This is a genomic window from bacterium (assembly GCA_026414725.1).
Classification (GTDB): domain Bacteria; phylum Ratteibacteria; class UBA8468; order B48-G9; family JAFGKM01; genus JAAYXZ01.
Map to the genome: position 1 here is coordinate 144,860 of JAOAIL010000001.1, position 24,265 is coordinate 169,124.

A 24,265-nucleotide genomic window follows, 5' to 3' on the forward strand; every position below is an offset into this window, starting at 1 on the left:
ATGAATAGAAAATGGACAAGTGGGTGGATACTTGTTGCTTGTTTTGTTATTTCTAAGGTTTCTCTTTTATGTGCAGTGGATAATATCTCCGGACGACTAAAGATGGCATATGAAGCACATAAAAGAGGTATGTATTCACTATCAAACTCTCAGATAGATAAATATCTTAAAGAAAACCCGTCACCTCCTGATGTTGACTATGCCCACCTTCTGTATGGTGTTAATCTTTTATATCTTGAAGAGGTAGATAAGGCAATAGATAAATTGAATATCATTGTAAAGAAAAGACCAGAATCTGAATTTCTAAAAGATGCTATGACATATCTTGTTCTGGCATATCTTAAAAAAACAGATATAGCATCTGCTATTTCATTATATTCCGAATATAAAAATAGATTCTCTTCTGATGATTCTCTCGAAAATCAGATAGCACAGGTAGTACTCTCAACAGCAGTAACATTGTTTAAAAAGGGTGATATTAAAAAAAGTAGAGAATTTTTCAGTATTATATCTAAACTAAACATATCTAAATACATGCCTGAAGCACTATATTATGAAGGATTGACCTACTATCAAGAAAATGATTTTGACAAGGCAATAGAGCTTTTCAAAAAAGCATCAGAGATGTCACAAACAGAACAAGAACAGAAAGAAATTCTGGCAGATATTTATCTGAAATTGGGGGACTGTTTTTTAAATAAAAAGGATTATTCTGCAGCAGAACATTATTTCAACAGGGTATGTGATGAATTTCCTGATACTATATACAGTAGTTGGGCATCTTTCCAGATGTCTATTATTGAAAAGAGAAAGGGGAACCTTGAAAAAGCTGTATCTCTGCTGGAAGGAATAAGAAGTAGTGAAGAAGATATTCAATTCAAAGTACTTTCTGAACTGGCGAATGTAAAAATGTTACAGGAAAAATGGGAAGAGTCAGAGACATACCTTAAAGAGATAACGGAGCTAAAACCAGAAGATAAAAACCTATCTGATATTTATATTAAACTGGGCTTTGTAAACTTCAATATGGGTGAATATGAAGAATCTATAATCTACTTTAAAAAAGTCCTTGAAATATCTTCAGATAGTAAAGCAAAAGAAGATGCATACTTCTGGCTTGGCTATACATATTATATAAAGAATCTATTTGATGACTCTCAGAAAGTATGGGAAAAACTACGAATAGAATTTCCTGATAGCAGGTATATTCACGAGATATTATTTTTCACTGGAAAAAGATACTATGAGTCAGGGAGATATACTGAAGCAGACAGATATTTTTCAGAACTTATTACAAAATTTCCTGAAAGTTCCTTCTATGAAACCACAATTGAAATGCTTATAGACAGTAAGATACAACAGGGGAAACTAAATGAGGCACTTCAACTGTGTGATGAATTTCTTAAAAAAGGGAAAAACGAGACAATATCTTTTCTCTATGGTAAAACACTTTTCCTTCTGAAGGACTTCAAAAAAGCAAAATCTATTTTAGAAAAACTGCAGAGTGTTAAACCCTCAGAAAAGGTAGAAGCAACATATTATCTTGCCAATATATATGAAAAACAAGGGGAGATAGACAAAGCACAGGAAAAATATCTGGAGATCATCACATTCTTTACTGACTTTCCTGAATGGGTAAGGTATGCAGAAGAAAACCTTAAACGTCTTAAAAAATGAAAATAAGTGCCATTTTATTATTCATTTGTGTAATGGTATTCAATGGATTCTCTCAGGAGATAAAACTACCAGAAGAACAGATTACAGGAGAAGATATCCGATTTGAGAAGACCAGGTTATTTCCTTTTCCTGTCCCGCAATTTAACATAATAATTCCTGAATTACGCAAACCGGTGAAGAATGATGAGATATATAGGTCTGGTGAAGGTTATCTCTCTTTATTCCTCGGAAGTAATACAACTTTTGGCAATACCTTATATTATCATTCATCAGATAATAAAGAAGCAGGATACCACCTCAATATAGGAAATATTATTTCAGAAGGAACCAGAGATAACAATCAAAGGAAAAAAGTAGAGATTGATTTTCAGAGAATAGTTGCTTGTAATGAACTTTCATTGAAACTTATATCAGGAGATATGGAACTCCCTGGACCTGAGGGACATCCTTTTTCTAATATACAAAGGTCTTTTTTTTCATTCCATACCGATTATACATCTATGAAAAGTCATTATATTACTCCTTCTATCAAACAGCACCTTTACATAATAGACAACAGAGATATAAATTTTACGACACTAAACTTTTCATTAGACAGGAATTATTCTACATGGGAGACAGGAATAGAAAGGTATGATGTATTTAATAATGATTTTTCATCCACATCCTTTTATCAATCCATATATAAAATACAGGATAATCTTTCTCTGGGAGGTACTCTGAAAATAATAGAAAGATACGGAGTTAGATTTCTCCCTTCATTCAGATACAATCTAAGCGAATATATTACTTTAAAAATTAGTGGTACATACCAGATACCCGACCTTTATAAAGATATATTATCCGAAGAATATAAAGAAATAACAAACTATAACTTTGCTCCTGAAGAGGAGTATAGAGTATCCATTGCATTTCATAAAAGATTCAAAGATGGTTATATATACCTTGACATCTCCCCTTCTTACAGGGATAATTTCTACGGATGGGCGGATATTGATAAAAATGGCCTTTTTGAACCATACCCGCAGAATTACTGGCAGACAGCTATTAATCTTGAACTACAATATTCTTTAGCAGATTGTATAAAATGGTTCTTAAAAGGCGAGAAAAGATTTATATCAGAAGATTTAGATTATTATCCTGAAGAAACGCTTAATACAGGACTGATATTAAAGTATGGACCTTTTTCATTCAGTCCCTATATCTCTTATACAGGGGAAAGGAGATTTTCAGGCAAGAAATCCGGGAGTGTTCCTGTGGTGAATGCAGAAATACTCTTCCAAAAAGGAACTTCTATGGAATGGGGAGTATCAGTATATAATATTACAGACAGAGAATATTCCATAGTTCCAGGATATCCTGCTGAAGGAATAAATCTAATGTCATTTATAAAAATTTTCTTTTAGACCAGTGGAGGGATAAATGAGCTTATGGAATCTTATTGTAAAGGGTGGAGTAATAATGCTACCCATATTGCTTGCTGGTGTAATAACATTGGCAATCGTTATTGAACGACTTTTATCGCTTAAAAACGCTGAAATAGACAACGAAAAATTTATAAAAGAGATAGAGGAACTTCTGAAAAGGAGAAAGATAAGAGATGCCTTACAATTATGCGAAGAGCAAAATAAACCGGTTCCGAGAGTATTAAAAGCAGGGCTTTTGAAATCGGATAGAAGTAGAGAAGAAATCAAAGAAGCAATAGATGATGCAGCAAACCATGAAATACCTGTACTTGAAAAATATCTGGGAATTATTGCTACCATTGCAACTATTGCTCCTCTGCTCGGGCTTCTCGGTACTGTAACAGGAATGATAAAGGCATTCATGGTTATAGAAGCAAAAGGTGGGCTTGTAAATCCTGGAGAACTTGCAGGGGGTATATGGGAGGCACTTGTAACGACTGTTGCAGGGCTTACTGTTGCTATACCTGCTTATCTGGCGTATAACTATTTTGTAAGCAGGGTAAACAATATAATCCTTCAGATGGAAAAAAGTGCTACACGGCTGATAGATATTCTCTTCTTTTTGAAGTCAGAAGAGGAGGAAGCATAATATGAAATTTCCGAGGCACTATTCAATCATAAAAGGAGAACTTAACATAGCACCACTGATAGATGTTGTATTTCTTCAACTCATATATTTTATGTTGACATCAAGTTTTATTATGCAACCCGGGATAAAAATCAATCTACCTCAAGCAACAACTTCTGAAACAGTAACTGAAAAAGAAATTATCATAAGTATAACAAAAGAAGGTGGTATCTTTTACAGAGAAACTCCTTTAAGTATAGAACAGTTAGAAAATGTCCTGAAAAATACCTTAGCGGTCAATAAAGATAGGATTCTTATCATAAAAGGAGATAGAAAAGCAGAACACGGAATTGTTGTAAAGGTTATGGATATAGCAAGAAGAACAGGAATTAATAAAATCGTTATAGGAACTCTACCTGAAATATAAAAATGGTATGGAAACAGAACCTTTTATTGAAAGCATTTGTTATAAGTTTATTGATACATATCGGTGGAATCTCTATTTTTTCACTTATACTACCCGTATCAATAAGAGAAATAGAACCTGTGGAAGTTTCCCTTCTCCCTACAAGTAACATCCCATCTCCAGAAAAGACATACGTGGTGAAAAATATCTCTCCTGAAATTCCAAAGGTCTCACCGAAAACAGAAAAAATAGCAATAGAAAAGATTAGAAAGGACATTTTAAAATTCTCATCGGAGGAAACCATAGGGGCATCAAGGATTATTACACCTCCAGAGATACTCTCTACAAGATTTGAACTCCCTGATGTCAAGATGCCTGACATAATACCATTCGGTAAGACAGACACCTATTCAGAAAATAGGGCTTCCATATCAGATGTTGAAATAGAAGGTCCTGCCGGAAACAGGTCGCTCATCTACAAAGAACCAGTTGAATATCCAGAATGGGCAATTGAGAAAGCACTGGAGGGTAATATAAGAATTAAATTCTGGGTTGCCCCTGATGGTAAAATTATTCTTACAAATCTCATTACATCTTCCGGCTATCCTGAACTTGACCTCTATGCAGAACAGAAATTTAGAAAATGGTTATTTGAACCAATACAGACAGATAAACAAGCATGGGGTTTAATAACATTTAGATTTTACTTAAAATGATTAAGATAGAGATTAATCTGGCGGTATCTATTTATCTGACTGTCAGTATTTTCATCTTGTTATTGTGGATTTTATTTGAATATAGGAAAGATAACAAAGAAAAAGCAAGAAGGTATGATACCCTTTGGCAGTGTCCCATATGTTTTTATACATATATTGACAGCAGGTCTGAGAATATCTCCAGATGTCCAAAGTGTAGCACTCTTCACAGCAGGGAAGAAAAAGTGTACAATATAAAAGGAGATTAACCTTTCTCTGAAAGGAGATGTTATGATAACAGAAATTGGAATAGTTGCGGGTGAAGTATGGCAGTATCTTGAAAAATATAATGAGGCATCTCTTTCTCAGATAGCGAGGGCAATAAAAAGAGAAAGAGACCTTGTAATGTTAAGTTTAGGGTGGTTAGGAAGGGAAGGACATATTCTGATTACAAAAGAAGGCGATGAATATATAATAACCTTCCGTAAAAAAGAATAGTATTTCAAAATTCCTAAACTTTATAAATTTTTAGAGATTTGGAGTTATCTTTTTTCTTAAATGGGGGATCGTCTAATGGTAGGACACGAGACTCTGGATCTCGGCGTCTAGGTTCAAATCCTAGTCCCCCAGCCAATTTTATAAACAAAGAGTTTAAGAGAGTTTTCTCTGCCTATTTTGTAAAAGGAGGATGATATCTTTTTCTATTCCTAACTCATCATATCTTTTTAACAATTGGTCTGGCGTTGAATATGTCGCTTTTCCTTTTCTTAAGAATGTTTGATATTTTCTTTCATGTACATGGATATCTATAAACATCTCTTTCCTTATCTATTTTTAACTACCACTTTATTATATCAAGTGCTGAATCAATCAAAAACTCCTTTTCTATAAAGTATGGATTTTCTAACTTTTTCCCCTCAGAATCCATTCTTCTTACAACCAACTTTACAGGAAGTTTTATCTTATATGGCTTAAGTTCCGGGATTAACTTCACTGCCTTTTTAGCCCCTTCCTTTAACATCTCTCGCGTCTCTTCTGGAGGTATTAAAACAGCTGATTCTCTACTTATACCCTTCTTTACTGCTACACAGGGTAGATTTTCTCCCAATGTTGCCTTCGCTTCCTTACATGCTGCTTCGTCTCCTGAAACGAGTATAACAGGAACATTATAGTGTCCCGCAATTACAGCGCACTGATAGATTTCACCTCTTTCTATCCCATCATAAAAGTACTTTGCCTCTGTAATATGATTCTGTGTATGGTGTAATAAACCATCTTGAGTCCCATTCATTGAGTGATATCCCAGCAGAATAAAACCATCAAATGACTCATCCAGACCATATAAAGGACATGGACGAGGAACACCTGTAATATAGCGTACACCCGGGACCATCAGTTCTGGTATAAAGTTATTCCCTCCATTATGACCATCAAGGACATATATCTCTTTAACACCTGCATCTTTAAGTCCTTCTACTACAGCAGATATATCTCCCATTAGAAGTTTCATCGCTTCTTTAAATTCTGGTGCTCCTTTCATTGTCTGTTCCCATTTAAAAATCCCTGTAGCACCCTCTAAATCTGTACATATATATATTTTCATTTTATCCCTCCTCTTTCATTTTTCTCGCAATGTCTAACAAGAAAATAGAGTTGATAGAAGTCAATACCGCTATCAATAATAAGATATTCATCAAGTGCAAAATAATAATTATTCCTCATCACCCATCCTTCTTTATTTTTAATAATTATACATCTTGTTTTTATAAAGAAAAGTATTATTTCTTGTTATTTTAGTGTCAAAATCTGCTCTTGAAGTTTTCTCTCTATCTTCTTTATGATAAAATTTTTACTATGGAGCATAATAAGCAAATAAAAAATACATATGGACATATGGTAACGGACTATTATGTGGCTGTATTACGAGAGATATATAAAGAAAGAGCAAAGAAACTTAAATCTATAAAAACAAGGAAAGATGCAGAAAAATATCAGGAATATGTCCGGTCTGCAATCAAAAAGGCATTTCCTTTACCTGAAACCAAGACACCATTGACCCCCAGAATCACAGGAGTACTGGAAAAACCTGGGTATAAGATAGAAAAGATTATTTTTGAAAGTAGAAAGAAATTTTTTGTAACAGGAAACCTTTATATACCTAACAATCTCAAGAGGGAAGCACCTGCGGTTCTGGTTTCCTGTGGACATGAGACAAAAGGGAAAGCATATCCTCTGTATCAGCAGGTCTGTATCCGTCTGGTAAAGTCCGGTTTTGTTGTCTTTATATATGACCCTATCAGTCAGGGTGAGAGAGACCAGTACTATGATACTTTTGATGAGCAACATCCTTTGAGGACTAATTGTTGTTATGCACACAATATGCTTGGGAAACAATTAGAACTGGTTGGAGATTTTTTTGGTGCCTGGCGTGTATGGGATGGTATCAGGGCACTTGACTATCTCCTTTCAAGAAGTGAAGTAGACCATAAAAAAATAGGACTTACCGGTTGTTCTGGTGGGGGAACACTCACCACCTGGCTCTGGGCACTTGATGACAGATTTACTTTTGCTGCACCTTCCTGTTTTATTACAACATTTCTTGCAAACATGGAAAACGAACTCCCCTCTGATAATGAACAGTGTCCACCAGGAATTATTGCTGCAGGACTTGAACAGTCGGACTTTTTTATAGCAAAGGCACCAAAGCCAGTAATTTTACTCGGGCAGAAATATGACTTCTTTGATATCAGGGGATTTAGAGAAGCATATTCAGATATTAGAAGATTTTACCGTATATACAGAGCAGAAGATAATATAAGAGTGTTTATTGGAGAGAACCTCCATGGTTATTCCCCAGACCACCAGAAAGAGATGGTAAAGTTTTTCTGCAGGTATACAGGGACGAAGCCATACACAGAAGATGTCTCTTACACTGTTGAACAGATAGAAAATCTTTGGGCAACAAGAAAGGGACAGGTTATATCAGAAGGGTCAAAACCCGCATATGAGATAATTGCAGAAATATCAAAGGAAATAACCCGGAAAAAAAGGGACCGTTCATTTCAGCAAATTTCATCCACAGTGAAAAAGATATTGAATATTAGTATTTCTAAAGCAGTTCCCTATTATAGAATCCTCCGACCTTTTTATTCCGAAAAAGGTGATTATGTTATCTCCAGATATGCAATAGAAACAGAAAAAAATATCTCTGTAATCCTATATAAGAAGGCAAGAGATACTTCTAAGGCTTTTGTCCTTGAACCAGAAAAAAATATTTCTCTTTATATCCCTCATATAAGTGCATTACAGGATATTGAAGAAGACCCATTAGCACTTTCTCTGTTCTCTGAAGGGGACATTTATTCTATTGATGTCCGTGGTATAGGTGTATCTATGCCAGATACTCCTGATGACTTTTTACACCCATATGGATATAACTATCTGCTAAAGTCATATGCACTTATGTTAGGAAAGCCCTATTTAGGTCAGCGGATATATGATATCCTCTCTGCATTTAACCTTCTTAAAAGTAAAGGTGTAAAGGAGATATCTCTTTATGGAAGGGGACAGGGTTCCATCATAGCACTCTTTATTGCTATTCTTTGTAAAGATATAAAAAAAGTAGTAATAAAAAATTATCCACCCTCTTTTTATGAATGGACACAGGTTCCTTCATTTCTCTGGCCTGATGCAAATGTCCCGCCATCCATCCTTAAATATATAGATATCCCTGAATTGATAAAAACACTGGAGGGTAAGATAGAACTTATAGAGCCATGGGGACCTGATATGGGAGCAAGTCAATGGAAGATAAAATACTGAAGGAGATCGTAGATACAGTAAAAGGGATAGAAAAAGAGAATTATACACTTATAATTTCTATTATTAAAAAAGCAAAAAGGGTATTTGTTGTAGGGACAGGAAGAAGTGGACTGATAGGAAGATGTTTTGCAACTCGCCTTAGACATATCAATATCGAAAGTTATGTTACAGGGGAGACCATCTGTCCGCCAATAAGAAAAGGAGACCTGCTTGTTGCTATATCATCTTCAGGAACTAAAAAAACTGTTGCAGCCATAACAGAGATAGCAAAAGAGTCCGGAGCAAAGATACTTGTTATTACATCTGAAAAAAATAGCCCTCTAACAGAATTGGCTGACCATATAGTTCTCATACCTGCAAAAAACTCTATTCAGTTTGGTGGTTCACTTTTTGAACAGGTAGTATCTATATTCCTTGACATCTCTCTGGAAAAATTCAGAAAACAGGAAGGGATTTCTTACAGCAATATGGTTAAGAGACATACCAATTTAGAGTAGAATCACTTCTGTCCATAGCGAGAAGAGTGGTACCTGCTATACCACTTTTCAATCTCTTTCTTACAGAGAGGCATAATCTTTTTACCTGTCAATTTCCTGCCCAGTAATGCATAATAAGAAACCTCTGCACAATATTCAGCCATAAGGGCATAAAATGCGCTCTTTGAAGGTGTCTCTCCAAAAGTAAAAAGTCCATGTTTACCAAGAATTATGGCATTACAGCCGGTCTTTTTGTATACCTTTAGCAGCTCTACCCCTATATTATCTCCTGTGTTATCCACATACCTGCTTACAGGTATCTCGCTTCCAAAGACATCCGCATGTGCTGTTGTTAAAACAGGAACAGGTATTCCAAGTATAGCAAAGACAGTGATAAACTTAGAGTGGGTATGACAGACCCCGCAGATATCTTTCAGGTTTTTATAGAGAAATAGATGATGCGGGGTATCCACAGATGGTTTAAGCCCCTTTTTATCTACTGTATTTCCTGCCATATCAACCCTGACTATCATATGTTCACAAAGTTTTTCATATGAAACACCGCTGGGCTTTATATATATCATCCCTTCTTTTCTATCTGCCCCGCTTACATTCCCCTGACTGCCATATACAAGACCATTCTTCCACAAAAATATATTTGATTCCCATACCTCTTTTCTTAAATCCTTATTCATCCTATTCCCTTCCTTATCTCAAGAAGTTCCTTCATCACATAGTAGAGATTTTTTCCTGTCTCTTTTGTGCCGAAAACATCATGGAGGTCTCTGTATATACCATAAAGCCGGTCATAAACCATCTTGTTTTTCATGCATGGACTATAAATCTCATCTTTGTATCTGCATATCCTTTTCTGTGCCTCTTCCACACTCTCAAATCCTCCTTTTTCTTTTCCAGCAGCAATAGCCCCAAACATCGCAGCTCCTGAAGCACATGTCTGTGATGACTCTGCTATCTTAAGAGTTCTTCCTGTAATATCTGCATATATCTGCATTAGAAGCGGGTTTTTATCAGGGATACCACCGGTTGCAACTATCTCATTTATTTCCACTCCGTACTCCTCCATCCGCTCAATTATTACCCTCGCACCAAAGCCAGTTGCCTCTATAAGTGTTCTGTATATCTCTTCAGGTCTGGTATTTAATGTCAGCCCGAGTATAAGTCCTGTAAGTTTCTGGTCCACAAGGACATTACGGTTTCCATTGTGCCAGTCAAGTACAACAAGCCCTGTCTCACCAGGTTTAAGTTTTCCTGCAAGTGTAGCATAATATCTATGTGGGTCTTTAACTGTAGGAGGCGCAAACTTTTTAACAAACCAGTTAAATATATCACCCACAGCGGACTGTCCTGCTTCAATTCCGATATAGCCAGGGATAATGGAGTGAGGAACTATCCCACATATTCCAGGAATATCTCTTATCTTCTTATCCATTGGTGCCACTGTCATATCACAGGAAGAGGTTCCTATCACCTTTACCAAATCCCCTGGACCTACCCCTGCACCCACAGCACCCATATGGGCGTCAAAGGCACCCACACTTACAGGGATACCCTGTTGAAGCCCTGTCTTCTTTGCCCAGTTAGGACATAGATAGCCAGCAATCTCACCCGCAGGATATGCCTTCTGATACAGTTTGTTCCTTATCCCCTTAAACCTTTCATCTACCCTGCACAAAAACTCCTCATCAGGAAGACCACCCCATTCCTCACTATACATTGCTTTATGCCCTGCTGCACATATGCTTCTTATAACTTCAGAAGGGCTCCTCTTACCGCTTAAAATTGCCGGGATATAATCACAGAGTTCTACAAATGACGCCATCTTATTAAATACATTTGGGTCTGTTCTTATCAGATGGAGCAGTTTTGAAAAGAACCATTCTGATGAATATACTCCCCCTATCTTTGAAAGATACTCAGGCCTTTCTTTCCTCGCAATCTCTGTTATCTCCTCTGCTTCATCTGCACCTGTATGGTCTTTCCAGAGGTATGCCATCGCATTTTTGTTGTTTTTAAATTCCTTATGAAAGGAAAGGGGGACCATCTCCTCATCCACAGGCATAGGGGTACTACCTGTTGTATCCACACCAATCCCTATAATCTTTTCAGGTCTGAAGATTTTATCCCTTTTTGCCTTCCTTACAACATCCTTTATCACCTTTTCCATACATATGTGGTAGTCATAAGGGTTCTGTCTGGCAAGGTGCGGGTCTTTTTCATCAAGTATAATACCTTCTGTTCCTGATGGATAATTACAGACCGCCTCTGCTATCTCAATACCATTTTCAAGGTCAAGGATTATAGCCCTTACAGAATTTGTCCCGAAGTCCAGTCCTAATGAGTACATACCTCCTCCTCTTTCTACTTTTACCTACTCATTATATAATAACTGTGGAGATTCTTGCAATGGAAAGCATAAAAGAAAATGTGAAGAGAATCCTTGCTGAGATACCTGAAGGAGTGGTTCTTGTTGCTGCTACAAAAGGAAGAAGTATAGAAGAAATAAATGAAGCAATTGATTCAGGTATAAAAGTTATCGGTGAGAATTATGTCCAGGAGGCAGAAGAAAAATTTAAGGAGATAGGGAAGTCAGTCCAGTGGCACTTCATAGGACACCTTCAGAGAAATAAGGTGAAAAAAGCACTGGACATCTTTGATTGCATAGAAACACTTGATAATATCAATTTAGCAAAAGAGATAGATAAATATGCAGGGAAAAAAGGAATTATATTTCCAGTGTTAATCGAAGTGAATAGCGCACGAGAACCACAGAAGTCAGGGATTTTACCTGAGGAGGTAGAAAGATTTATCAGTGAGATATCTGAATTGAAAAATATAAAAGTTGAAGGGTTGATGACGATGGGACCAATGGTTGAAAAACCTGAGGATATAAGACCTTATTTCTGTTTAACAAAAACAATTTTTTATAAACTTAAAGAAAAGAAATTTCCCAATGTAGAGATGAAATATCTCTCTATGGGTATGAGCGGTACATGGAAGATAGCCATAAAAGAGGGAGCAAATATAATACGTATCGGAAGTGCTATCTTTGGACAGAGGAGAAAATTATGAAATTTGCGTTTATGAGTTTTACCACACCTGATAAGACATTGAAAGAGATGCTGGATATTGCAAAAAAGTATGGATATGATGGAATTGAACCGAGAGCACAACAGGGACACAGACATGGTGTAGAACTTGAAGCAACGGTTGAAGAAAGGAACAAAATTAAAAAAACTTTTGAAGATGAAAGGATTGAATGTGCCTGTATTGCTACTTCTATACATTACTGTTTCACTGATGATGAAAAAAGAGAAAAAGAAATAGAACTTACAAAAAGGTTTATTGACCTTGCTGTGGATATTGGATGTAAAAGAATCAGGGTTTTTGGTGGTATGCCTGACAAAACCATCTCTTATGAGGAAGCAATAAAGATTGTTGGGGATGCACTTTCAAAAGTCAAGGAATATGCAGAAATAAACAGGGTCTATGTGTGCCTTGAGACCCATGATTTTTTCTCTCTACCTGATATTGCCGCATCTGCAGTAAAGATGGCAGGCAGCCCTTTTATAAGGATTAACTGGGATATTATGCATCCTTTTACAAAATTAAGAACTATTGAGGAGGCATTTGAAGAACTTAAAGGGCTGATTGAACACTGTCATGTACATGATGGTACTTATGATAAGGCGAGGATTCCAAAATTAGCATTGATGGGACAGGGAGAGATACCCTATAATATAGCAGTCCGACTTCTAAAAAACTCTGGATACAATGGCTATCTTTCTGGTGAGTATATCAACGCCTGGCCACCAGAGGTAGTTCTTCCCCATGATATTGAAGTCCTTAAGAGTTATATGTAGATGGAGAGGTGGCTGAGTGGACGAAAGCGGCCGACTCGAAATCGGCTGTGCCTTTATGGCACCGCAGGCTGAAATACAACGTATTTCTGGATTTCAGGGGAGCGAAGTAAGAAATTGCGATGAGTAAGAGCAATTTCAGCGGGTGGCCGACCCCGAGCGTATCGGGAGCGAGGGGCGCCGAATCCTGCCCTCTGGTTGCGTTAGCAACCAGTCCTGCTTTTTATTTAGTAGAATATATTATGAGCACCTTAATTCTGGAGAGGTGGCTGAGTGGACGAAAGCGGCCGACTCGAAATCGGCTGTGCCTTTATGGCACCGCAGGTTCGAATCCTGCCCTCTCCGTTTAAAATATGTTATAATTTAGTAAAGGAGGTTATTATGGCCAGGCAGGAATACCTTTACGTCAAAAATTTTATTAAATACAACTTTCGCCATTTTAATGCTGCTGTTGTGGTATCTGCATCTGAAGCATATGTCCAACACCTGAAAGAAGGTGGTAAGATGATGATAACTATTGCAGGCGCAATGAGCACAGCAGAGTTAGGACTGACACTTGCAGAGATGATAAGGGAAGAAAAAGTTCATGCTATTACCTGCACAGGAGCAAACCTTGAAGAAGATATATATAACCTCGTTGCACATAACTATTATGTTATGGTTCCTAACTGGAGAGACCTTTCTCCAGATGAAGAGGAAAAACTGCTCCAGCGACAACTAAACAGAGTAACAGATACCTGTATTCCTGAAGAAGAAGCGATGAGACGATTGGAAAAGGCAGTAATAAAATACTGGAAGAAAGCAGAGGAAGAAGGGAAAAGGTACTTCCCGTATGAGTATATGTATCAGGTTATTAGAAGCGGCGACCTTGAAAAATATTACCAGATTGACCCGAAGGACTCCTGGGTAGTTGCTGCCTGTGAAAAAAACATACCTATATTTGTTCCGGGGTGGGAGGACTCTACATTAGGCAACATGTTTGTGGCTCAGGTAAAGAAAAAAGAGATAAAAGAGATATCTATTGTGAAATCAGGGCTTGAAACAATGGACTTTCTTATTGACTGGTATTTAGCAAACTCAAAAGATACAAGTATTGGATTTTTTCAGATAGGAGGAGGTATTGCAGGGGACTTCCCTATATGTGTTGTCCCTCTCATCAGGCAGGATATGAAGAAACAATGTAAACTCTGGGGATATTTCTGCCAGATATCTGACAGTACCACATCTTATGGTTCTTACAGTGGTGCTATCCCGAACGAAAAGATTACATGGGAAAAGTTAGGGGTAGATACACCTAAATTCATCATTGAAAGTGATGCTACAATAGTAGCCCCTCTTATGTTTGCTTACATACTCGCTGAGTGATATTCCTTCCATAAAGGTATGATTATTATAAGAAGATGCTTTCTTTTCTCTATTAAGAAAAATTCTATTCTGGAAACAGATGAGGAACAACGAATTCCTTGAATTTTAATGAGTGTTCAATATATAATATAGGGCAGAGAAATAATGCTGAATAATTAAAATTTTAATTTTATTATTTGCCCCTGTAGCTCAGAAGGACAGAGCAGCGGTTTCCTAAACCGCGTGTCGCCCGTTCGAGTCGGGCCAGGGGTACTAAAATATTAACAGATGAGTATATTCACAGATTGGTAGATTTTGTATAAACAGATAAAAGGGCGACGAAAAGGGTTTCAGGGGAAAGGTAACGTTCCCCTGAGTTTGTTATGGGGGGAGAACTATATCAGGAAGGGGGGTGAGAACCCCCCTCCTGAGATTATCGCCCGTTCGAGTCGGGCCAGGGGTACTAAATATTGATATGTATAATCTTCAAATTTCCTAATTTTCTAAATTTAAGGGATCTATGAAAAAATGGCGACTTATTATATCTGGTGTTATGTCTCCGGAAGAAAATATGGGGGTTGATTATGCTTTATGGCAATCAACATCTTCAGGAGAAAGTACTCCTGTAATCCGTTTTTATCAGTGGAATCCTCCTGCTGTATCCGTTGGATATAATCAAAGTACTAATGATTTAATAAACACAGAATTCTGTAGTACCCATAATATCCCTATTGTAAAGAGGCCTACTGGTGGAAGTGCCATATTCCATGATATAGAACTCACCTACTCTTTCTGTGGAAATGTAAAAAATCACTACTCTTTTGGTATGCCTTTATCTTCATATATAACTGTATGCGAGGGCATTATAAAGGGACTGGAATATCTTGGTATCAAGGCAGAGATACGTGGTTTTTCAGAAGGAAAAGAACCATCCTACACAACGAGAGACTGTTTTTCTCTCTCTTCAAGACATGATATTGTGGTGGAAGGGAGGAAAATTGTCGGCTCTGCACAGAGGAGAAATAAAAATGCTTTTTTACAGCATGGTTCAATACTGATTGATATAAACAGAGAGTTATGGGATGCTATATTTATTGAGAAAGTTGACTTTTTAAAAATAATATCTCTGAAAGAATTATTCAAAAAGAGTATATCCATTGAGATGCTTATTAAAAATATAATAATGGGCTTTGAAGATATATTTGGAGTACATTTTTTAGAAGGAGCCCTAACAGAAAAAGAGAGAAACAGAATAGGAGAGTGGAAGAGTTACCAGAAAGCAGGATAAGAATTTTCTAAATTCCGTAATCTCATAATAGTTATATATACATTGATTGATAAAACTTTTAGTTTTATAATAAGAAATATTTAATTAACACAATTGAAATAAAAAAAAGTATATAGAAAGGGGAGAAAAAATGAAGGTATTAATCTATGAAGATGAAAAATGGAGAGACCTTTTACCGATTACATTTATTAAAGCAGTATTTGAAATCAGATGTGGGTACGACACTCTCATTGATAAAATTATGTCTGTTTTGACTGAAAGTGAAAAAGGATTCTGGGTCAGGGATTATATTAAGGACCTTATAGGGAGAAAATATAATCTACCTGTTAATAACACATCATTCCTACAGGACGATATACTCTTTGTAAATGGAAGATGGTTACCATCCTCAGAGGATAAGATAGTTATTTCAGAAGAAAAGATTGTAAAAAGTAAAGACAATATAATCTATGGTCTGCTCAAAAAAGAAACAATCCATAAGTTCTGGAATGGTGATATTACGAAATTTTTCCATGACATTAAAAGCAGCGTAAAGGTAGAGGAAAAACAGACACGATGTATTAATTATCCATGGGACCTGATTATATATAACCCTGGCATGTTGAAAGAGGATTTCAAAAGATATGGAAAACAGGGGATAGAAGGTATATTCCATAAGGAAGCAGTTATAGTAGGAGATGAAAAAGCAGTTTATATTGCAGAAGGAGCGAAAATACATCCTTTTGTTGTTCTTGATACTACACACGGTCCTATCTATATAGATAAAGGTGCAGAGATATTTCCTTCCGCAAGGATAGAAGGTCCCTGTTACATAGGAAAAGAAACACAGATTATGCCCGGTGCAAATATAAGAGAAGGTAATAGTTTTGGAGAGGTATGCAGGATAGGTGGTGAGGTGGAAGAATCCATATTCTATTCATATTCCAATAAGTACCATGATGGGTTTATAGGACACAGTTATATAGGAGAATTTGTTAATCTCGGTGCACTGACAACCAATAGTGATTTAAAAAATGACTACAGTAATGTCTGTGTTTACCTTAATGGAAAGCCATTTGATACATGTAGTTTGAAAGTTGGTTCTTTTATTGGGGACCACACAAAGACAAGCATTGGCACACTTTTTAATACAGGGACCATCGCAGGTTTGATGTGTAATATCACAGCAGGCGGGATACTACCAAAGTATTTCCCTTCTTTTACATGGTATGTCAATAACAAGTTTATGAAGGGCTATGGTCTGGATATGATGATATGTACTGCAAGAACAGTAATGCAAAGAAGAAAAAGAGAGTGGTTGAAAGAAGAAGAAGATACCATAAGGACTGTATATGAGATTACAGAAGAAGAGAGAAAAGAAGCCATAAAGAAAAGCAGAAAAACAAGTAGATAAGGAGGTTAAGATGGACTATAAAGAGATAGAAGCGAGAGTAAAAAAGGTTATCTCTGAAGTTTTAGGGGTAGATGAGGAAGGAATAACTCCTGAAAGCAGATTTGTTGAGGATTTAGGAGCTGAAAGTGTTCAAAGTTTGGAACTGGTGGCTGCCTTTGAGGATGAGTTTGACATAGAGATGGAAGAAGATGCAGCACTCCAAGTTAAGACCGTGGGAAAGGCAGTGGAATTTATACAGAGACACCTAAATGGGAAGGGAAGATGAAAATACTTGTAATAAACTGTGGCAGTTCCTCAGTAAAATTTAAGGTCTTTGAGATGCCGGAAGAGGAACTGGTTGCAGAAGGCAATGTTGAAAAAATAGGAGAAGAGATTGCATTGTTCTCATATACAAAGGGGCAACAACAATTATTTTACAGAAAATCAGTAGATGTAAAAACGCACACTGCTGCTCTCTCTCTTATTGCAAGTACATTGGGAGATAAAGAAATTGGAGTTATAAATGATGTAAAAGAAATTAAAGGAGTAGGACACCGAGTTGTCCATGGAGGTGAGGGCTTTGACAGAAGCGTTCTCATTACAGATGAGGTTATAAAAAAGATAGAAGAATACCAGACCCTTGCACCACTCCATAATCCACATAACCTATCAGGTATCAGGGCCTCTATGAAATTTTTCCCAGACAGTTTACAGGTTGCTGCTTTTGATACTGCATTCCACACCACCATCCCCCCTGTTGCATATCTTTATGCTATACCCTATGAGTTTTATGAGAAATACAGGATAAGAAGATATGGATTTCATGGGACTTCTCATAGATATGTAGCAAGACGTGCCGCTGAACTTCTGGGAAAAGGGAAGTATGATGTGAATGTTATTACATGCCATCTGGGTAATGGTTGCAGTATTACAGCAGTGAGAAATGGACATTCTGTGGATACGAGTATGGGATTGACACCGCTTGAAGGACTTGTAATGGGAACACGGTCAGGAGATATTGACCCCGGTGTAATATTCCATCTTATTGACTCACTGGGTTTGAGTGCAAAAGAGGTCAATGATCTTCTGAACAAGAAAAGCGGACTTTTAGGTCTTTCAGGTATCTCCAATGATTTCAGGAACCTTCTTTCTAAAATGGAAGAAGATAGGGTTTTACTTGCTATAGATATTTACAGTTATAGAATCAAAAAATATATCGGAATGTATATGGCTGTGTTAGGCAGAGTGGACGCCATTGTTTTTACTGGGGGTGCAGGAGAGAATGTTCCTCATATAAGAGAGAGGGCACTTTCAGGACTTGAAAACTTTGGGATTATCCTTGACAGTGAGAGGAATTATAAAGCATTCGCAAAGGAAGAGAAAATCAGTGCAGAAAATTCTAAGGTAAAGGTCTTTGTTATTCCCACCAATGAAGAACTCCGTATTGCCTTTGACACATACCAGCTGGTAAGTCAGAAGTAAAAAACTATTATTACATCTTTTTACTATTCACTCCATCCCTTTATCTTTTTCTATCAGTTTCATCTGTGGTAATATAAAAAATGTTGTGCGCGGGTGGAATCTCTTTATTAAGAAAGGTTGCATATGAGGTTAAATTTGAACAATAATGGTAAAAAACAAGTATTAAGTTTTGATTACATTGGATGCCCCCTGGAGATTCTTTTCAAGGAACTTAGTACCTCGGCAGAGGGCTTAAATGACTCTCAGGCTAAAGAGAGGATTGAACAATATGGTTATAACGAACCTGCACGGAGAAAAAAACGGACAATTATCTTTGAAATTTTCTCTAAGTTTTTAAATCCTCTTGTTATAGTACTTCTTATCATCGCAGGTTTTTCTATTATTCTCGGTGAGAAAATAAGTGCCATTCTGGTAATTGCTATGGCATTGATAAGTGTCTTACTTTCCTTTATACAAGAGCATCGCGCAAGCAGGGAAGTTGAAAAACTGATAGAGATGGTACGTACAACTGCAACAGTTTATCGTAATGGCAAACCTCGTGAGATCAACATCAGGGAAATTGTACCAGGAGATATTGTAGAACTTTCTGCTGGTGATATGATACCAGCAGATTTAAGGATTATTTCAGCTAAGGACTTGTTTATAAATCAGGCATCTCTTACAGGAGAATCTTTTGCTGTTGAAAAAACAGTGGAAGTACCTCTCTCCTCTAAACGTTCTCCTACAGATTTAACCAACATTGCTTTCATGGGCTCAAGTGTAGTGAGTGGGACAGGGCTTGGTATTGTTCTTAAAACAGGCCTTTCTACTCAGTTCGGGGAAATTTCACGTAAACTGACTACCATAACAGCAACAAGCAGTTTTGACAAGGGTATTCGTAAATTTACATGGTTGATGATTCGCTTCATGATAATACTGGTGCTTGTAATTTTCAGCATAAATGCTTTGAATAAAGGTAATATCCTGGAATCTTTCTTATTCGCCCTTTCAGTTGCTGTAGGACTTACTCCAGAAATGCTTCCTATGCTTGTAGCAATCAATCTTTCTAAAGGTGCTATTGTAATGTCAAAAAAAGGTGTCATTATCAAACGTCTTAATGCTATTCAAAACTTCGGTGCGATGGATGTCCTTTGTACTGATAAGACGGGCACCCTGACTATAAATAAAATTGTCCTTGAACATCACTGTGATATAGTGGGGAAAGAGGACGATGATGTATTACGGTTCGCTTATATAAATAGTTATTATCAGACAGGTCTCAAAAATATCTTGGATCGGGCAGTAATCAAACATGAAAAATTATTAGTCAAGCAATATAAAAAAGTTGACGAGGTTCCATTTGACTTCTCCCGTAAAATCATGTCTGTAGTTATTGAGAACGATAGTAAACACAGAATTATTGTTAAAGGGGCTCCGGAGGAAATATACAAGCGATGTACCAAATTTGAAATTGATGGTGAGATTCTTGAATTAGGAGAAGGAAATCTAATTCTTACTGAATTAAAAACACAATATGATAACCTCAGTGCAGAGGGTTTTCGTGTTTTAGCTATAGCCTATAAGGATTTTGAACAACCCAAAGATAAATATACTACAGATGACGAACATGATTTGATTCTTAAAGGATACATTGCTTTTCTTGACCCACCAAAACCATCTGCTAGAAAAACCATAGAAACATTGAAGAATCTTGGTATAGATTTTAAGGTTTTAACCGGTGATAATGAATTAGTTACTAAAAAAATATGTCTTGAGGTAGGACTCAATATTAAAGGTTGTACTACAGGCGAACAGATAGAAAAAATGAGTGAAGAGGATTTGCGAGAGTTAGTAAAAAAAACAACTGTCTTTGCCAGACTTTCTCCTCTCCAGAAAGAGCGGATTATTCATGCTTTGCACGATAATAAACACATTGTTGGTTATATTGGCGATGGCATCAATGACGCTCCAGCACTAAAAACTGCTGATGTGGGAATTTCAGTTAATAATGCGGTGGATATAGCAAAAGAATCAGCGGATATTATTCTTTTAAAGAAAAGTCTTCTGGTGCTTACTGATGGAGTTATAGAAGGGAGAAAGACATTTGGCAATATTCTAAAATATATAAAGATGGGCGCAAGCTCAAATTTTGGAAATATGATAAGTATGACAGGGGCGAGCGTATTTCTCCCTTTCCTTCCCATGCTCCCTATACAGATATTACTTAATAACCTACTCTATGATATTTCACAGATAGCCATACCATCAGATGAGATAGATAAAGAATATTTGATAAAGACAAGGCCATGGAATGTTGAATACATCAAGAAATTTATGCTGTTTATCGGACCTGTAAGCTCTCTTTTTGATTTTGTAACATTCGGGGTCTTATGGTTTGTTTTTAAAGCGCATCAACCATTATTTAATACGGGATGGTTTTTAGAATCTCTTTGTACACAAACACTTGTTATTCATATAATTCGTACAGGGAAAGTTCCTTTTGTGGAAAGTAAACCGAGTCCATTTTTAATTTTTACATCCATCTATATAGTTACAATAGGACTGATATTACCATTTATCCCGCTTGGAAAATACTTTGGTTTTGTCCAGCCCCCACCGACATATTTTATTGCTTTAATAGTTATCGTCGCTTTTTACTTATTTACAGTACAACAGGTAAAAATGTGGTTTATTAAAAGACATGGATATGAATAAAATATATTTCCGTTATCTATTTAACATTATTGAGATTAAAGAACTATCTTTTCCGGCTATAGTGCAACAACATAATAAGACAAATCTCAAAATTGAATAAAAATCGCAGTGGTTATAATATTTTTACTTCTCTTTAAAAAATTAAGGGTAAGCCCTTGAATATCTTCTTTTTCTTTCAACAGAGGGATTGGTTTCCCTTTCTTCCATATAATCTCAATGTCCTTAAAGTAAAATTCTTTCTGTTTCTCATCGGGTAGCGCCTTCCAGATGGCTTCTTTAAAAGAGAATGAGACAGCCATGTAGAAATGACTATTTATTTCAGGGAGGTGCTCCAGTTCTCTTCTGGTATATATCCTTCTTATAAATCTCTCTCCATATCTTTTTACTACCATTTCAAACCTTTCTATATCTACAATATCAATACCTGTTGTTATCTCCACTTTTCTTCTCCTTGAAAAACTTTTCTTTTCATTGTAAATTTTATGGAATATTTTGGCAACTTTAAACCACTTTTTAAGAAAAAGATGACACATACACATAAAAGAATAAATTGCTGGAAACAAAAGATAGGTATTATGTAGAATCCAGAAAATGCTATCTGGATTTGACAAATCTTATACTTGTGAGATAATATCAGGCAATTCGTTAATCAGAAATAGTTATTTTTTTGTTATAGGGTAAAATATAAACTTAAAATTATGGGAGGGGATGATGGATACTGTATATTTAACAAGATATAAAAACAATCCGATACTGAGGATTAATAAAAATAATAACTGGGAATGTACCCAGGTCTGCAATCCTGGGGTGGAAATTTATAAAGGTAAGGTCTATATCCTTTACAGGGCAGGAGGCACTGATATGATGACGAGTGCTTCAGGATGGCCTGTCTCAAGATTGGGACTTGCTGTTTCAGAGGATGGTTTTAATGTCATTTATAGAACTCCAGAACCTGTATTAAAACCAGAAGATGAGGAGTGGACAGATATTGAGGGAATAGAAGACCCGAGGATAAGTAAAATAGGTGACAAATACTACATCATTTATGTAATTGTAGGATTCAGATGGGATAGAATTGCTCTCGCGACTACCACTGATTTCAAAAATTTTCGCAGGCATGGTGTTATAATGAAGGACATAGCACAAAGAACAAGTGCTTTATTCCCTGAAAAGTTTGACAATCAATTTATTCTGGTTCACAGGATGGTCCCGTCAATCTGGTTTTCAAAAACAGAAGATTTCAAAAAATTCACTTCTTCCAAAATAATTTTAACACCTGACACTTTGCCATGGAGTGAGAAAAAGATAGGGGTAGCAGGACCACCTATCAGGATAGGAGATAAATGGGTTATGTTTTTCCACGGAGTTGATAGACATAACACATATAGAGTAGGAATATGCTGGTTAGATGGTAAAAACCCTTATAAAGTTATAAGAATTCAAAAAGAACCAGTTCTTGAACCTGAAGCGGACAACGAAAGAAATGGGTTTACTCCGAATGTGGTGTATCCCTGTGGTAATATAGAGAAAAATGGGAATATACTTGTTTATTATGGTGCAGGTGATAAGGATATTGGTGTAGCGTATATAGAAAAAGAAAAACTTGAATTTTAGCGAGAGAAGAAAAAACAAATCTTACATTTGGGGAAAAACAGAAATAGTTATAATACTTTTTCAAACCTTTCTCAATATTAATCATCTTTCTTTACTTTCTCCTTGAAAAACTTTTCTTTTCATTGTAAATTGTATAGGATATTTTGGCAATTTTAACAGCATAAGGAAGGAGAAAAAATGATTTATAAAGGAGTGTATCTGCATAATGTGGCGGAACTGCTTAAAACAGAAGATGGGATTATGTTAACAAGGATACCTGATAGTTTAAGAATGTCTTTAAGTACATGGATACAGACAAGAGCGATAAGGCCGGCAGGTGTTGAACTACGGTTTAATTTGAAAAGTAATTCTGCGAGAATTATCCTGAAATCACAGGAAGAGGGTATCTTTGTTAGTGAGGTATACCAGGGAAACTTTCTTGTGAAGTATTGCTATATAAGTAACAATGATTCTGAAATTGTGATATCCCTTCCCCAAAATATAGAGCAACTTAAAGAGATATCAAAAAAGAAGAAATTGCCTTTTGATGCAGGACTTACAAGGATAATTCTCCCCTGGGGACCAACCTGTGTAATTAAAGATATTGAAGGGGAATTTGAGCCACCCATGAAAGAACAACTTCCAGCAATAAGATACCTTGCCTATGGCTCTTCCATTACACAGGGGGAAAGTGCTATAAATCCTTCAGGTACATATGCAATGAAAACAGCATATCTTCTTGGATTGGACCTGATAAACTTAGGATTTGGTAGTGGTGCCCGCTGTGAGAAAGAGATGGCTGACTATATTGCAGGTAGAAATGACTGGGCCTTTGCCACACTGGAGATGGGGATAAATATGTTCTATGATGTCATGAGTGTTTCTGAATTCAGAAAAAGGGTGGAGTATTTTGTCCCCACGATAGTAAAAGCACACCCTGATAAGTATGTGTTCTGTATTGATATGTTTACCTTTAATTTAGGACGTAAAGGAGAGAAAAAAAGACAGAAGGAATACAGAGATATAGTTAAGGAAGTTGCCACGGCAATGAATTCGGAGAAAGTAATCCACATTGATGGAAGAAAGCTTTTAAAGTCATGGTCTGGACTGTGTAGGGACCTCGTCCATCCTTCACCGGCAGGGATGGAAGAGATAGCGAGGAATCTGTCAGGGATAATAAAGAGATATATAAAGTATAAATGAGAAAAGAAACAAAAATTGCCTTTATAGGAGAAGAAGGAAGTATTGAATTTTTTAAATTATTCGGTGCAGATATTTTCTCTGCCAATAGTAAGAATGAAGCACTTACAATAATAGAAAATCTCAATCGTTCTGAATATGGTGTTATATTCATTACAGAGGAGGTTTTTGACAGAGACCTTTTTAATAGATATGTAATAGAGAAAAAAGTTATTGTTATCCCTTCATTGAAATCAAATGAAGGAAAGGGCTATCAGATAGTGGAAGAACTTATTAAAAAAGCAACAGGAATGAAAGGATGAAA

The 24,265-nt window shown here is 36.4% G+C and carries 26 protein-coding genes and 4 tRNA genes; 24 read left to right on the forward strand and 6 right to left on the reverse strand.

All coding sequences use genetic code 11. From position 1 onward, the window contains the following. From N3D17_00740 to N3D17_00775, 8 genes are all read left to right on the forward strand, one after another. Nucleotides 1–1,677 (forward strand): tetratricopeptide repeat protein, encoded by a 1,677-nt coding sequence (locus N3D17_00740; protein MCX8081921.1) that lies wholly within the window; start codon nucleotides 1–3, stop codon nucleotides 1,675–1,677. Next, the gene (locus N3D17_00745; protein ID MCX8081922.1) at nucleotides 1,674–3,083 is read left to right on the forward strand and encodes a hypothetical protein; all 1,410 of its coding nucleotides are present in this window, start codon (nucleotides 1,674–1,676) and stop codon (nucleotides 3,081–3,083) included. Before N3D17_00740 ends, N3D17_00745 begins: the two co-directional genes overlap by 4 nt. Nucleotides 3,084–3,099: 16 nt before the next feature. Continuing rightward, nucleotides 3,100–3,732, forward strand: coding sequence for a MotA/TolQ/ExbB proton channel family protein (locus N3D17_00750; protein MCX8081923.1), 633 nt, complete (start codon nucleotides 3,100–3,102; stop codon nucleotides 3,730–3,732). A 1-nt stretch (nucleotide 3,733) separates the two neighbouring features. Continuing rightward, the gene (locus N3D17_00755; protein ID MCX8081924.1) at nucleotides 3,734–4,138 is read left to right on the forward strand and encodes a biopolymer transporter ExbD; all 405 of its coding nucleotides are present in this window, start codon (nucleotides 3,734–3,736) and stop codon (nucleotides 4,136–4,138) included. 2 nt (nucleotides 4,139–4,140) lie between these two features. Beyond that, on the forward strand, nucleotides 4,141–4,833 hold the full coding sequence (locus N3D17_00760) for a TonB family protein (GenBank protein MCX8081925.1): 693 nt from the start codon (nucleotides 4,141–4,143) through the stop codon (nucleotides 4,831–4,833). Further along, nucleotides 4,830–5,081: a hypothetical protein gene (locus N3D17_00765; GenBank protein MCX8081926.1), complete on the forward strand. Its 252-nt coding sequence runs from the start codon at nucleotides 4,830–4,832 to the stop codon at nucleotides 5,079–5,081. The genes N3D17_00760 and N3D17_00765 overlap by 4 nt, the downstream gene beginning before the upstream one ends. 22 nt (nucleotides 5,082–5,103) lie before the next feature. Continuing rightward, on the forward strand, nucleotides 5,104–5,310 hold the full coding sequence (locus tag N3D17_00770; GenBank protein ID MCX8081927.1) for a winged helix-turn-helix domain-containing protein: 207 nt from the start codon (nucleotides 5,104–5,106) through the stop codon (nucleotides 5,308–5,310). 61 nt (nucleotides 5,311–5,371) lie between these two features. Continuing rightward, a tRNA-Gln gene (locus N3D17_00775) sits at nucleotides 5,372–5,445 on the forward strand. An 18-nt stretch (nucleotides 5,446–5,463) separates the two neighbouring features. On the opposite strand, the gene N3D17_00780 is transcribed toward N3D17_00775, so the two are convergent. From N3D17_00780 to N3D17_00790, 3 genes are read right to left on the reverse strand one after another with little or no spacing between them, the layout of a single operon-like run. Next, a complete protein-coding gene (locus N3D17_00780) occupies nucleotides 5,464–5,628 on the reverse strand; it encodes a hypothetical protein (GenBank protein ID MCX8081928.1) in 165 nt (54 codons plus the stop codon). A gap of 22 nt (nucleotides 5,629–5,650) precedes the next feature. Further along, nucleotides 5,651–6,415, reverse strand: coding sequence for a M55 family metallopeptidase (locus N3D17_00785; GenBank protein MCX8081929.1), 765 nt, complete (start codon nucleotides 6,413–6,415; stop codon nucleotides 5,651–5,653). Continuing rightward, nucleotides 6,412–6,534, reverse strand: a complete 123-nt coding sequence (locus N3D17_00790) for a hypothetical protein (protein MCX8081930.1) — start codon at nucleotides 6,532–6,534, stop codon at nucleotides 6,412–6,414. Before N3D17_00790 ends, N3D17_00785 begins: the two co-directional genes overlap by 4 nt. A 132-nt stretch (nucleotides 6,535–6,666) precedes the next feature. Here N3D17_00790 and N3D17_00795 point away from each other — a divergent pair, with 132 nt between their 5' ends. Both N3D17_00795 and N3D17_00800 read left to right on the forward strand, forming a co-directional pair. Further along, nucleotides 6,667–8,634: an acetylxylan esterase gene (locus tag N3D17_00795; GenBank protein ID MCX8081931.1), complete on the forward strand. Its 1,968-nt coding sequence runs from the start codon at nucleotides 6,667–6,669 to the stop codon at nucleotides 8,632–8,634. Further along, a complete protein-coding gene (locus N3D17_00800) occupies nucleotides 8,616–9,131 on the forward strand; it encodes an SIS domain-containing protein (GenBank protein ID MCX8081932.1) in 516 nt (171 codons plus the stop codon). Before N3D17_00795 ends, N3D17_00800 begins: the two co-directional genes overlap by 19 nt. 2 nt (nucleotides 9,132–9,133) lie before the next feature. Here the strand turns inward: N3D17_00800 and N3D17_00805 are convergent, their stop codons facing one another. Together N3D17_00805 and N3D17_00810 are read right to left on the reverse strand one after the other, a co-directional pair. Next, nucleotides 9,134–9,805 carry a class II aldolase/adducin family protein gene (locus N3D17_00805; protein ID MCX8081933.1) on the reverse strand — a complete coding sequence of 224 codons (672 nt, stop codon included), beginning with the start codon at nucleotides 9,803–9,805 and terminating at the stop codon, nucleotides 9,134–9,136. Beyond that, nucleotides 9,802–11,475, reverse strand: a complete 1,674-nt coding sequence (locus tag N3D17_00810) for a ribulokinase (GenBank protein MCX8081934.1) — start codon at nucleotides 11,473–11,475, stop codon at nucleotides 9,802–9,804. Before N3D17_00810 ends, N3D17_00805 begins: the two co-directional genes overlap by 4 nt. Before the next feature lie 59 nt (nucleotides 11,476–11,534). Between N3D17_00810 and N3D17_00815 the strand changes: the two genes are divergently transcribed. From N3D17_00815 to mgtA, 11 genes are all read left to right on the forward strand, one after another. Beyond that, nucleotides 11,535–12,200, forward strand: coding sequence for a YggS family pyridoxal phosphate-dependent enzyme (locus tag N3D17_00815; GenBank protein MCX8081935.1), 666 nt, complete (start codon nucleotides 11,535–11,537; stop codon nucleotides 12,198–12,200). After that, a complete protein-coding gene (locus N3D17_00820; GenBank protein ID MCX8081936.1) occupies nucleotides 12,197–12,991 on the forward strand; it encodes a sugar phosphate isomerase/epimerase in 795 nt (264 codons plus the stop codon). The genes N3D17_00815 and N3D17_00820 overlap by 4 nt, the downstream gene beginning before the upstream one ends. A 2-nt stretch (nucleotides 12,992–12,993) precedes the next feature. Next, a tRNA-Ser gene (locus N3D17_00825) sits at nucleotides 12,994–13,187 on the forward strand. A 60-nt stretch (nucleotides 13,188–13,247) separates the two neighbouring features. Next, nucleotides 13,248–13,333 (forward strand) — tRNA-Ser (locus N3D17_00830). 36 nt (nucleotides 13,334–13,369) lie between these two features. Next, on the forward strand, nucleotides 13,370–14,353 hold the full coding sequence (locus N3D17_00835) for a deoxyhypusine synthase family protein (GenBank protein MCX8081937.1): 984 nt from the start codon (nucleotides 13,370–13,372) through the stop codon (nucleotides 14,351–14,353). A 178-nt stretch (nucleotides 14,354–14,531) separates the two neighbouring features. Next, nucleotides 14,532–14,605, forward strand: a tRNA-Arg gene (locus tag N3D17_00840). Between the two features lie 247 nt (nucleotides 14,606–14,852). Further along, complete coding sequence (locus N3D17_00845) at nucleotides 14,853–15,620, forward strand: lipoate--protein ligase family protein (GenBank protein ID MCX8081938.1); 768 nt, start codon at nucleotides 14,853–14,855, stop codon at nucleotides 15,618–15,620. A 130-nt stretch (nucleotides 15,621–15,750) separates the two neighbouring features. Then, the gene (locus N3D17_00850) at nucleotides 15,751–17,013 is read left to right on the forward strand and encodes a putative sugar nucleotidyl transferase (GenBank protein ID MCX8081939.1); all 1,263 of its coding nucleotides are present in this window, start codon (nucleotides 15,751–15,753) and stop codon (nucleotides 17,011–17,013) included. A 10-nt stretch (nucleotides 17,014–17,023) separates the two neighbouring features. Beyond that, complete coding sequence (gene acpP, locus N3D17_00855; GenBank protein MCX8081940.1) at nucleotides 17,024–17,278, forward strand: acyl carrier protein; 255 nt, start codon at nucleotides 17,024–17,026, stop codon at nucleotides 17,276–17,278. Beyond that, on the forward strand, nucleotides 17,275–18,474 hold the full coding sequence (locus N3D17_00860; protein MCX8081941.1) for an acetate kinase: 1,200 nt from the start codon (nucleotides 17,275–17,277) through the stop codon (nucleotides 18,472–18,474). The genes acpP and N3D17_00860 overlap by 4 nt, the downstream gene beginning before the upstream one ends. Before the next feature lie 123 nt (nucleotides 18,475–18,597). Beyond that, nucleotides 18,598–21,168 carry a magnesium-translocating P-type ATPase gene (gene mgtA / locus N3D17_00865; protein ID MCX8081942.1) on the forward strand — a complete coding sequence of 857 codons (2,571 nt, stop codon included), beginning with the start codon at nucleotides 18,598–18,600 and terminating at the stop codon, nucleotides 21,166–21,168. Between the two features lie 86 nt (nucleotides 21,169–21,254). Here the strand turns inward: mgtA and acpS are convergent, their stop codons facing one another. Beyond that, complete coding sequence (gene acpS / locus N3D17_00870; GenBank protein MCX8081943.1) at nucleotides 21,255–21,608, reverse strand: holo-ACP synthase; 354 nt, start codon at nucleotides 21,606–21,608, stop codon at nucleotides 21,255–21,257. 271 nt (nucleotides 21,609–21,879) lie between these two features. Between acpS and N3D17_00875 the strand changes: the two genes are divergently transcribed. The 3 genes from N3D17_00875 (at nucleotide 21,880) to N3D17_00885 (ending at nucleotide 24,263) form a co-directional block, all read left to right on the forward strand. Beyond that, nucleotides 21,880–22,782 (forward strand): glycosidase, encoded by a 903-nt coding sequence (locus tag N3D17_00875; protein MCX8081944.1) that lies wholly within the window; start codon nucleotides 21,880–21,882, stop codon nucleotides 22,780–22,782. Between the two features lie 177 nt (nucleotides 22,783–22,959). Then, complete coding sequence (locus N3D17_00880) at nucleotides 22,960–23,964, forward strand: GDSL-type esterase/lipase family protein (protein MCX8081945.1); 1,005 nt, start codon at nucleotides 22,960–22,962, stop codon at nucleotides 23,962–23,964. Then, a complete protein-coding gene (locus tag N3D17_00885) occupies nucleotides 23,961–24,263 on the forward strand; it encodes a hypothetical protein (GenBank protein ID MCX8081946.1) in 303 nt (100 codons plus the stop codon). Before N3D17_00880 ends, N3D17_00885 begins: the two co-directional genes overlap by 4 nt. Nucleotides 24,264–24,265: the final 2 nt, after the last annotated feature.

What these genes read in the sequence shown, in the direction of transcription:
- mgtA (MCX8081942.1), top strand. Translation starts at nt 18,598, where the DNA reads ATGAGGTTAAATTTGAACAATAATGGTAAAAAACAAGTATTAAGTTTT.
- N3D17_00835 (MCX8081937.1), top strand. Translation starts at nt 13,370, where the DNA reads ATGGCCAGGCAGGAATACCTTTACGTCAAAAATTTTATTAAATACAAC.
- N3D17_00880 (MCX8081945.1), top strand. Translation starts at nt 22,960, where the DNA reads ATGATTTATAAAGGAGTGTATCTGCATAATGTGGCGGAACTGCTTAAA.
- N3D17_00810 (MCX8081934.1), bottom strand. Translation starts at nt 11,475, where the DNA reads ATGTACTCATTAGGACTGGACTTCGGGACAAATTCTGTAAGGGCTATA.
- N3D17_00845 (MCX8081938.1), top strand. Translation starts at nt 14,853, where the DNA reads ATGAAAAAATGGCGACTTATTATATCTGGTGTTATGTCTCCGGAAGAA.
- N3D17_00885 (MCX8081946.1), top strand. Translation starts at nt 23,961, where the DNA reads ATGAGAAAAGAAACAAAAATTGCCTTTATAGGAGAAGAAGGAAGTATT.
- N3D17_00780 (MCX8081928.1), bottom strand. Translation starts at nt 5,628, where the DNA reads ATGTTTATAGATATCCATGTACATGAAAGAAAATATCAAACATTCTTA.
- N3D17_00850 (MCX8081939.1), top strand. Translation starts at nt 15,751, where the DNA reads ATGAAGGTATTAATCTATGAAGATGAAAAATGGAGAGACCTTTTACCG.
- N3D17_00785 (MCX8081929.1), bottom strand. Translation starts at nt 6,415, where the DNA reads ATGAAAATATATATATGTACAGATTTAGAGGGTGCTACAGGGATTTTT.
- N3D17_00875 (MCX8081944.1), top strand. Translation starts at nt 21,880, where the DNA reads ATGGATACTGTATATTTAACAAGATATAAAAACAATCCGATACTGAGG.
- N3D17_00800 (MCX8081932.1), top strand. Translation starts at nt 8,616, where the DNA reads ATGGAAGATAAAATACTGAAGGAGATCGTAGATACAGTAAAAGGGATA.
- N3D17_00820 (MCX8081936.1), top strand. Translation starts at nt 12,197, where the DNA reads ATGAAATTTGCGTTTATGAGTTTTACCACACCTGATAAGACATTGAAA.
- N3D17_00750 (MCX8081923.1), top strand. Translation starts at nt 3,100, where the DNA reads ATGAGCTTATGGAATCTTATTGTAAAGGGTGGAGTAATAATGCTACCC.
- N3D17_00860 (MCX8081941.1), top strand. Translation starts at nt 17,275, where the DNA reads ATGAAAATACTTGTAATAAACTGTGGCAGTTCCTCAGTAAAATTTAAG.
- N3D17_00805 (MCX8081933.1), bottom strand. Translation starts at nt 9,805, where the DNA reads ATGAATAAGGATTTAAGAAAAGAGGTATGGGAATCAAATATATTTTTG.
- N3D17_00755 (MCX8081924.1), top strand. Translation starts at nt 3,734, where the DNA reads ATGAAATTTCCGAGGCACTATTCAATCATAAAAGGAGAACTTAACATA.
- N3D17_00745 (MCX8081922.1), top strand. Translation starts at nt 1,674, where the DNA reads ATGAAAATAAGTGCCATTTTATTATTCATTTGTGTAATGGTATTCAAT.
- N3D17_00795 (MCX8081931.1), top strand. Translation starts at nt 6,667, where the DNA reads ATGGAGCATAATAAGCAAATAAAAAATACATATGGACATATGGTAACG.
- N3D17_00770 (MCX8081927.1), top strand. Translation starts at nt 5,104, where the DNA reads ATGATAACAGAAATTGGAATAGTTGCGGGTGAAGTATGGCAGTATCTT.
- N3D17_00740 (MCX8081921.1), top strand. Translation starts at nt 1, where the DNA reads ATGAATAGAAAATGGACAAGTGGGTGGATACTTGTTGCTTGTTTTGTT.
- N3D17_00765 (MCX8081926.1), top strand. Translation starts at nt 4,830, where the DNA reads ATGATTAAGATAGAGATTAATCTGGCGGTATCTATTTATCTGACTGTC.
- N3D17_00790 (MCX8081930.1), bottom strand. Translation starts at nt 6,534, where the DNA reads ATGAGGAATAATTATTATTTTGCACTTGATGAATATCTTATTATTGAT.
- acpP (MCX8081940.1), top strand. Translation starts at nt 17,024, where the DNA reads ATGGACTATAAAGAGATAGAAGCGAGAGTAAAAAAGGTTATCTCTGAA.
- N3D17_00760 (MCX8081925.1), top strand. Translation starts at nt 4,141, where the DNA reads ATGGTATGGAAACAGAACCTTTTATTGAAAGCATTTGTTATAAGTTTA.
- N3D17_00815 (MCX8081935.1), top strand. Translation starts at nt 11,535, where the DNA reads ATGGAAAGCATAAAAGAAAATGTGAAGAGAATCCTTGCTGAGATACCT.